This is a genomic window from Allobosea sp. P4_E12 (assembly GCF_056401655.1).
Genome location: NZ_JBFUIY010000077.1, coordinates 1 through 7,855, shown reverse-complemented (window position 1 = coordinate 7,855; position 7,855 = coordinate 1). Strand labels below are relative to the sequence as shown.

The following is a 7,855-nucleotide window of genomic DNA, read 5'->3' as shown; positions in this document are numbered from 1 at the left end:
ATTCGAACGGCAGCATTGCGGCCTTTGAACTACTGGTCCCAGCGTCTCAGCGATTACCAGCTCCCGCGCACAGCCACGACCACTATGAAGAGACGATCTATGGCATCGACGGTGTCCTGACCTGGACGGTCGACGGGAAGCAGATCGATGTTGGGCCAGGACAGGCACTATGCATTCCGCGAGGCGCCGTTCATCGGTTTGATAACAATGGAAGTCAGGACGCGAAGACACTTTGCGTGATTACGCCGGCCGCGATTGGACCGGAGTATTTCCGCGAGGTCTTCGCCGTGGCCAATGCGGCACCCGGTGGTCCACCGGACCGGGCCAAGATGGTCGAGATCATGCGCCGTCACGGCCTTACGCCAGCAGTGCCCTAGATATAGAGGCCAGGAGAGTCAGCAGGCGCTGATTTTTTCCGTTGCGGCCTCGGCCAGGGCATCCGCACCAAACCCTGCTCAGTCGTCCCGAGACACGCAAAAGCCTCTGGCAGGGTCGCCGCGGTGTGTCCGCGAGGGACGGGGCTCAAGCTTCGCTGGCCCGGACCTGGGCGATGTAGTCGGCGATCCGTTGCTTCGCCTGCTCGACGCTCTTTGCGTCCTCGAACAGTATGCGCTTATTGATGTTGTCCCGACCGGCGAGGCGCCGCCCGTTGACGGGTACGATCACGAACGGTGCCGCTAGCCAGTTTTCGCGCGTGCTGGTCCAGATCGTAATCTCGCCTCTGCGGGTGGTGTGTTGCTGCCTATGCCAGCCCAGTTGGGAGGCATCGGGAAAACCGCGCCGGTCGGTATATTCCCACATCGCTGTAATCCTTGATACGCAACGCCCCCAGACACAAAACAAGGCTGCGCGCATCACATGCGCATCGCAAGTCCCATCTTGCGAGGGCTGCGCCACCGCTGCAGCATCGCTACGATTAGCGCCCAACATTGCCCAGACATGGCCAAGGGCAGGCGATTCGCAGCGGCGCTCTCCGTGGTTGACTTTAACTCGGGGGGCCTATGCCCCCTCGTCACCTGACCGCGCATTTCGCCGTTCGGGTTCGCGGCGGTGTGAACGTTAAAGTAGGTCTGTCCCGCGATCAGCGCCTGCGCTTGATCGTCGGTCAATGTGGCCGATCCTTCGAATGGCCCCGACGTGACACCAAGCGCGAGCATCGGCAGCATTGCACCCCGCTATCACCTCGACCGGGTGGCGACCGGAACTCGGCCAGAGCAAGAAGGCCGCGCGCCAGCCCGTTGCGATGGCCGGATCGTCGGACCAGGCTCCAGCCTCCGCGATCCGGCCCGTTTACTCACACTTCGCGTAGTGTCCAGAATAGAGCGCCCGTTCGCGTTGATATGGATCAATTATGGGCATCGAGACCCGCGCCGCCAAGCTGGAGCAGGCCCTCGATGAGGCGACGGCAGCGACCGTCGTTGCATAGTATGACCGACGCTATTTCCGCGACGGAAGCCTTAGCCTCGTCATCGCCGCCACGCGTGGCCCGGAGATCAACGCAGCCAAACGCTTCTTTCCGACGGTTCGAGGCTGAAATAGCATTGGCTAATCTTGTCCTTACTTGACCAAGCTGCCTTTCGTCAGCACCATGGGGCATTGCACGACCTTGCTCTGCATCGCTTCGGCGGCAGGAGCCGGGGGTAGCGGATAAGCAGACACCGATCCAAGGCTCCCCGGCGCGCTCCCCAGAGGGGCCGGGTTACTGAGACCCCGTAGCACCAGCTCTCCGGACTGGTCGCTACGGGGCTTTTTCCCCACGCTGATGTGCAATGAATTTCACTCGAACCGGATGAATGGCTACTAAATCCAAACTCGGCTGCTGCAACGGGGCGACCGGGACGCAACAGGCTTACGATTGAGCGCCTGAGGTCGGTTCAATGCAGTCGCGTACATTGCAGTAAACGCAGCACTCGATCCCTTGTTRCCGCCCAGCTCTTAGCTCGAGCATCTTCTGGCCGGGCGCGATATGAAACACTGCCTTTGACACACGACGTTTCCAGATGAGGGGAGCGCCCATCGCTGATTTCCAGCTTCATCGGCTTGCCCTCGTTGCCGACGGGCGCGCCGAACAGGCAGCCTGAATTTGCGCTTCGGATAAAATTTCCGCCTCAAACCCCGAGGTTAAACTGTGGACCTAAAACTGAACGGCCAAGCAGCCCTTGTTACCGGTTCCACCGGCGGAATCGGCCTTGAGATTGCGCGGTGCCTTGCCGCCGAGGGCGCCGATGTGATTGTCTGCGGGCGCGGAAAGAATAAAGTCGATGCCGCAGTCTCCAGCATTGGGGATTCAGGTGGCGGGTCGGTGCGCGGCGTCGTCGCCGATGTGACCACCGCCGATGGCGCGGCCGCGTTGCTGGACGCGGCCGGGCGGGTCGATATCCTCGTCAACAACCTCGGCATTTATGAAAGCAAGCCGTTCGGCGACATCACCGACGACGATTGGATGCGTTTCTTCGAAGTCAATCTGGTAAGCGGAGCGCGGCTTGCGCGGGCGGTATTCCCCGGCATGCTTGAGCGCAATCAGGGGCGCATCATCTTCGTATCGAGCGAATCGGCGCTGTCGGTGCCAGCGGAGATGATCCACTACGCCGTAACCAAGACCGCACAATTGACGATCGCGCGCGGCCTTGCGGAACTGACCAAAGGAACCAAGGTCACTGTCAATTCAGTCATGCCGGGCCCGACGCGCGCAGACGGGATCGAGGCATTCCTGCGCAGTCAGGCGAGCGATCCGTCGGCTTCGATCGAGACGATTGAAGCGGAGTTCTTCGCAAAGGCACGGGCATCTTCGCTTCTGCAACGCATGATCGAACCCGGTGAAATAGCGAGCCTCGTCGCCTATCTCGCTAGCCCCCTTGCTTCCGCAACCAACGGTGCGGCCTTGCGCGTGGAAGGCGGACTTATCACGACCATCGCCTAGCTAACCGCCGCGGTGGCCTTGGTCGCGCGTCGCGCCTGCACGATCTCATCGAGGATATCGCCGTCCTGATCGACCGCGCGCAACAGCCAGTCCTTCTGACCGCCGATGCTGACGACGACCTCGTCGAGGTGCCAGACGTTGCGTGGACCCGGTTTCTTCCGCCGGAGCCGGCGGGCATAATCCCGCCCCAACTTGGTTGCCCAGCGCGCTCCGTCTCGTAGGTGACGGCAATGCCGCGCTCCAGCGGCATCTCCACCACCAGGCAAAGGGTCTTGGGAAGCGAAAGTACGCGGGAGTTCATGTGACAACGCCTCCGCACCGCCTCGAATGACTGAGCATTTAGTCGCGGTTGCGGCCGCTAGTCCGCGAGTTTGTCGATCCGCCTAAGGGTCTGGACGAGGACCTCGAAGATAACCGCCGTGGACCAACCAAATAGCAGGATGCCATTCATAGACGTGATGGGGCCAAGGAGACGCCAGCCAACAACTGGCGTGATGTCGCCATAGCCAAGGGTCGCGAAATTCACGAACGCGAAGTAAAGGAACTCCGAATCTTCCGGAACTGCGCCTACAATGCGGTAGGTAATCGCCCAAATCACCGCTTCAACGGTGTGTGCCGCCATTAGCACACACACTACAGCGGACATGACCATGGAAAGCGACCACCGACTATCTTGAAATGTCTCGGCCTGTCCGCGGGACACTCTTATCATCAGGGACATGACCAAAGAATGGGCGAAGATGTTGACGACACTTGCGAGCGCGCCGACGGCCAGTTGAACCAACATCCCCAACCGCCGTTGCCCGACAGCCCTCCAGCAAAGCATAGAGATAACGGCGAGGGCCTAAACTGCCTACGTGATCGCATCCGAACTCTTGACTGAATAAGAAGCTCAATTCTTCAAGTTACTGGGCCAGGGGTCCGGGCACTGGTCGGCGATATCGACCAAGAAATGGCGGCAGCGTTTTTGACGCGCCTTGGCTTCGATTACGACTCTCAGATCGCGGTGCGACATCGAGCCCCGTGTTTCGTGGAGCGTCGCCCGACTAAGGCGATCCTCGGTTTCTACCGCGCCGAATGGCTTGTGATGGTCGTAACGTCGGTCGCGCTGGCGTCTTGGGTTGCGATTTAAGCACTATGATGGGATCGACACCATGGTGGCCGTCCGGCTTATCGGCACGCCGCAGCCCGGCTTTGCCCTGCACCGGCTGACCTAGGGCGGCGGCGATGAGGGGAGGTCGATGCGGAACGCTATGACCTCCGCATGACCCGGGTCCGGCGGGTGTAAGTGAGCCTCGCCTCTGAGCCAAAAGGGTTCAGAGCGTCAAGGTAGGCGTCACCTCGCTCGAAGATTCTCGGCCGATACCAATGGCCGCCGGGCCTGACTCAGGAGGTCTTTTCCGTGTTCCGGTTCGCTGATTCCGTGGACCGCGCCGCTCAGACCCGAACTGGTCAACGTTATGTGATCCCGGCCATTGCCCCAAAGCAATACATTAGGTTCGAAGCGGTCAATGATGGAGAATCTTGGATAGAAACCGCGCCGCCCGCTCGCTGGCGGGTTTGTCGAAGAAGTCGGCTGTGTTGGCGTCCTCTACAATCGCTCCCGCATCCATGAACAGCACGCGGTCGGCGACGCGGCGGGCGAAACCCATTTCGTGCGTGACGACGATCATCGTCATGCCCTCCTTGGCGAGCTCGGTCATGACATCGAGCACCTCGTTGATCATCTCGGGGTCGAGGGCAGAGGTCGGCTCGTCGAAGAGCATCGCGATCGGATCGAGCGCCAGTGCGCGGGCGATGGCGACGCGCTGCTGTTGGCCGCCGGAGAGCGTGGCCGGGAAGCGGTTGGCCTGGGCCTTGAGGCCGACGCGGTCGAGCAACTCGAGCGCGCGGGCGCGGGCGGCGTCCTCGCTGCGTTTCAGGACATGTCGCTGGGCCAGGCAGATGTTCTCGGTCACGTTCATATGAGGGTAGAGCTCGAAGGACTGGAAGACCATGCCGATGCGGGAGCGCAGCCTCGACAGGTTGGTCTTGGGATCGCCGACCGAGGTGCCGTCGACGGTGATCACACCCTTCTGGAAGGGCTCAAGCCCGTTGATGCATTTGATCGGGAGTGTCTGAATTTTTGTGTCCGGGGCGGGTTGAGCTTCATTGAGTGATGAAGCGATCCTCGAACATGATCGCGAACTGGGACTTGGCTTCGGTCCATTCGCGTGGGGGCATTTTCCACTCGGCCGCGGCATCGCGCAAGACGAGATAGATCAGCTTGGTTGCGGCTTCGTCGGTCGGAAAATGGCCTCGGATTTTGACCGCTCGCCGGAGCTTTGCGTTCAAGGCTTCGATCGCATTTGTTGTGTAGACGATTTTGCGGACGGCCTCGGGGAACGCGAAGAAYGGGATGACGCGATCCCAGTTSCGGCGCCAGGCCTGGGCTATTGCCGGGTATTTTCGCCCCCAGAAGCCGGCATCGAAGGCCTCGAGCGCGGCTTTGCCGGCCTCGGCGTCTGTGGCCCGGTAGATCATGCGCAGCGCGGGCACGACGGGTTTTCGATCCTTCCAGGAGACGAATTCCAGCGAGTGCCGGATCAGGTGCACGATGGGGTCGTTGAGAAAGCCGAGTTTTGGCGGGGATGCTGAGCGAGCGCCCCGAAGGCATCGGCCGCTGCCGTTTGCGGCGTGTCAGGCTGGGTATGGTCTGGCGTGGGCGCCGGCACGGATCTCGGCGAGAGGTTCGGGCGAGAACCCGGCAATGGCGGCCAGAAGGGCGGCAGCGAGCCGCTTGAGGTTGATTGCCGCCGCGGTCAGGAAAGCCTGGATGCGCATGTTGTCGAGGCCGCGCCGAACGGCGCGCGCAAGACCGTGCCAGGTCTTGGCCTCGCCGTGGACGCCCTCGACGCGCCAGCGGTGACGTTGATAGAGGCGTTTCTCCCGCTTTCCCCATTGGAGCCGCTTGCGCCGGGCCCGCAGCAGAGACGGGTGGTTGACATTGAAGACGACGACACGGGCATGGCGCGAGGGGCTGACACAACGCGCCCGTAGCGGGCAAGGGCCGCAATCTCTTGCACTGGCGTGAAAATATTGGAACGCGCCGCGATGGAGTTTGCCCTTGGGGCGCAGGATCTTGCCACGCGGGCAGCGGGCCAGATTATGCAAGGCATCGAATTTGAACCGCCGCGTGGGAATGACCTTGCCTGGGGGTGGTTCGGCCTTGGCCGGAACGATCCCCTCGATCTGGCGATCCTCCAGGGCCCGGAAGACCTTCGCATAGGCGTATCCGGCGTCCATCGTCGCGATCGTCATCGCCCTGCCGGCTGTCGTGGCCACCGCATCGAGGCGCTCGGCGACCGCCATGCCCTCGTTCTCCTCACCGGTCGCGACTTCGACGTCGACAATGACGCCAGCGATATCGTCCACGGCAGTATGTTGCTTATAGGCCGGTTCGAGCCGGCGGTTCCGGCCGTTGGTCGCCATGGTGGCGTCGGGATCGGTCACGCACACCTTCTTGAACTTGCCACTCTGTCGGCTCTCGCGAAGGGCGTCGTCGTCGCTGTTTGCCTCCGCGACAGCTTCGACATGGCGGACGGCGAGTGCATCCCAACTGACATGGGCGCGGATCAGCGAGGCGTCGAGATGGACGACTTCGCCGGTTGCTATCCTGGCTGCAATGCAGGCCTGGACCGAGCGTTCGAAGATCCGGCGGAAGCGCTCTGCGCCCCAGCGCTGGCGAATGCGCGTCAATGACGAGTGGTCGGGCAGCGGTTCATGAAGGCCGTAGCCGACGAACCAGCGGATCGCGATGTTGACCGCTGCCTCGCGCATCAGGCGACGGTCATGAACGATGCCGAGCAGGAAACCTGCCAGCATCAGGCGAACCGCAACCTCAGGATCGATGCCCGGCCGGCCATTGTCGAGGCAGTATAGATCGGCGAGTTCGTTCCGAAGCCAGGAAAGATCGAGCACGCCGTCGACCCGGACCAGAACGTGCTCGTCGGGAATGAGTTGTCGGAGCGAGCCCGAAATGAACAGCTCCAGTTGATCCCGTTCCTTGCGACCCAGCATGCCGACCCTCAATCGCGACCAGGATCAAGAGAATCACGCGAAGGCAGGTTTTTCAACGACCCCACGATGCAGGTCTGGACGATCGCTTGCGGAAAGACGGCGTTGATCGCCTCGGGGAAGCCTTTCAGCCCGTCGACGACGGCGATGAGGACATCCTCGACGCCGCGGTTTTTCAGCTCATTCATCACCCGCAACCAGAACTTGGCGCCCTCGGTCGTCTCGATCCAGATGCCGAGGATGTCCTTCGTGCCGTCGGCCTGGACGCCGAGCGCGAGGTAGACGGCTTTGTTGCGGACAAGGCCCTCGTCCCGGATCTTAACCCGCATCGCGTCGAAGAAGATCAGCGGATAGCTCGTCTCCAGCGGCCGGTTCTGCCACTCCGTCACCGTCTCCAGCACCGCGTCGGTCACCGTCGAGATCAGATCCGGCGAGACGTCGAGGCCGTAGATCTCAAGCAGATGGCCCTGGATCTCCCTGACGCTCATACCGCGGGCGTACATCGAGATGATCTTCGCGTCGAAACCGGGAAATCGACGCTGGTACTTGGCGATCAGCTGGGGATCGAACGTCCCCTCGCGATCACGCGGAATCCGGAGCTCCAGCTTCGAGCTCTCACCCAGCACCGTCTTCTTCGAATAGCCGTTGCGGCGATTGGGCTTTCCGGCAGCCGCCTCGCCGTCGAGGTGATCGTCCAGTTCCGCCGACAAGACCCGGTTCGCCAGGGCCTTCTTCAGCTCATCGACCAGCCCGTCCTTGGCGAAAACATCGCGCGGATCACGTCCCGCAAGCAACTGATCCAGTGTGTCCTTCTTGATGACCATGAGCGCCCTCCATCGGCGTCACTATGGCCCCGGACACAAAATACCGGACAGTCCC

Annotated in this window: 7 protein-coding genes and 3 pseudogenes; 2 read left to right on the top strand and 8 right to left on the bottom strand. The window is 61.8% G+C overall.

Annotated elements, in window-relative coordinates:
• Window positions 1–377: cupin domain-containing protein (locus AC1DW9_RS35560; protein ID WP_476855356.1), on the top strand; the 377-nt coding region annotated here is incomplete at its 5' end.
• Window positions 378–522: 145 nt separating this feature from the next.
• Here AC1DW9_RS35560 and AC1DW9_RS35555 read toward each other — a convergent pair.
• Window positions 523–801 carry a hypothetical protein gene (locus tag AC1DW9_RS35555; RefSeq protein ID WP_441509022.1) on the bottom strand — a complete coding sequence of 93 codons (279 nt, stop codon included), beginning with the start codon at window positions 799–801 and terminating at the stop codon, window positions 523–525.
• A 53-nt stretch (window positions 802–854) separates the two neighbouring features.
• The gene (locus tag AC1DW9_RS35550; protein ID WP_441509025.1) at window positions 855–1,157 is read right to left on the bottom strand and encodes a CHRD domain-containing protein; all 303 of its coding nucleotides are present in this window, start codon (window positions 1,155–1,157) and stop codon (window positions 855–857) included.
• Window positions 1,158–2,128: 971 nt separating this feature from the next.
• Between AC1DW9_RS35550 and AC1DW9_RS35545 the strand changes: the two genes are divergently transcribed.
• On the top strand, window positions 2,129–2,920 hold the full coding sequence (locus AC1DW9_RS35545; RefSeq protein ID WP_441509021.1) for an SDR family NAD(P)-dependent oxidoreductase: 792 nt from the start codon (window positions 2,129–2,131) through the stop codon (window positions 2,918–2,920).
• Window positions 2,921–2,934: 14 nt separating this feature from the next.
• Here AC1DW9_RS35545 and AC1DW9_RS35540 read toward each other — a convergent pair.
• From AC1DW9_RS35540 to AC1DW9_RS35515, 6 genes and pseudogenes are all read right to left on the bottom strand, one after another.
• Window positions 2,935–3,208: pseudogene (locus tag AC1DW9_RS35540) on the bottom strand (DDE-type integrase/transposase/recombinase); the annotation flags it as partial.
• Window positions 3,209–3,278: 70 nt separating this feature from the next.
• Entirely contained in the window at window positions 3,279–3,707 is a 429-nt protein-coding gene (locus AC1DW9_RS35535; RefSeq protein ID WP_441509020.1) for a potassium channel family protein, read from the bottom strand.
• A gap of 721 nt (window positions 3,708–4,428) precedes the next feature.
• The gene (locus AC1DW9_RS35530; protein WP_476777510.1) at window positions 4,429–5,163 is read right to left on the bottom strand and encodes an amino acid ABC transporter ATP-binding protein; all 735 of its coding nucleotides are present in this window, start codon (window positions 5,161–5,163) and stop codon (window positions 4,429–4,431) included.
• Window positions 5,069–5,518: pseudogene (locus tag AC1DW9_RS35525) on the bottom strand (transposase); the annotation flags it as partial. The gene AC1DW9_RS35530 and the pseudogene AC1DW9_RS35525, both read right to left, overlap by 95 nt.
• Window positions 5,519–5,599: 81 nt before the next feature.
• Window positions 5,600–6,979 (bottom strand): transposase, encoded by a 1,380-nt coding sequence (locus AC1DW9_RS35520; protein WP_441506558.1) that lies wholly within the window; start codon window positions 6,977–6,979, stop codon window positions 5,600–5,602.
• A 47-nt stretch (window positions 6,980–7,026) separates the two neighbouring features.
• Window positions 7,027–7,800 (bottom strand): annotated as a pseudogene (locus AC1DW9_RS35515) (IS256 family transposase); the annotation flags it as partial.
• Window positions 7,801–7,855: the final 55 nt, after the last annotated feature.

What these genes read in the sequence shown, in the direction of transcription:
- AC1DW9_RS35555 (WP_441509022.1), bottom strand. Translation starts at nt 801, where the DNA reads ATGTGGGAATATACCGACCGGCGCGGTTTTCCCGATGCCTCCCAACTG.
- AC1DW9_RS35550 (WP_441509025.1), bottom strand. Translation starts at nt 1,157, where the DNA reads ATGCTCGCGCTTGGTGTCACGTCGGGGCCATTCGAAGGATCGGCCACA.
- AC1DW9_RS35535 (WP_441509020.1), bottom strand. Translation starts at nt 3,707, where the DNA reads ATGTTGGTTCAACTGGCCGTCGGCGCGCTCGCAAGTGTCGTCAACATC.
- AC1DW9_RS35530 (WP_476777510.1), bottom strand. Translation starts at nt 5,163, where the DNA reads ATGCCGCGGCCGAGTGGAAAATGCCCCCACGCGAATGGACCGAAGCCA.
- AC1DW9_RS35520 (WP_441506558.1), bottom strand. Translation starts at nt 6,979, where the DNA reads ATGCTGGGTCGCAAGGAACGGGATCAACTGGAGCTGTTCATTTCGGGC.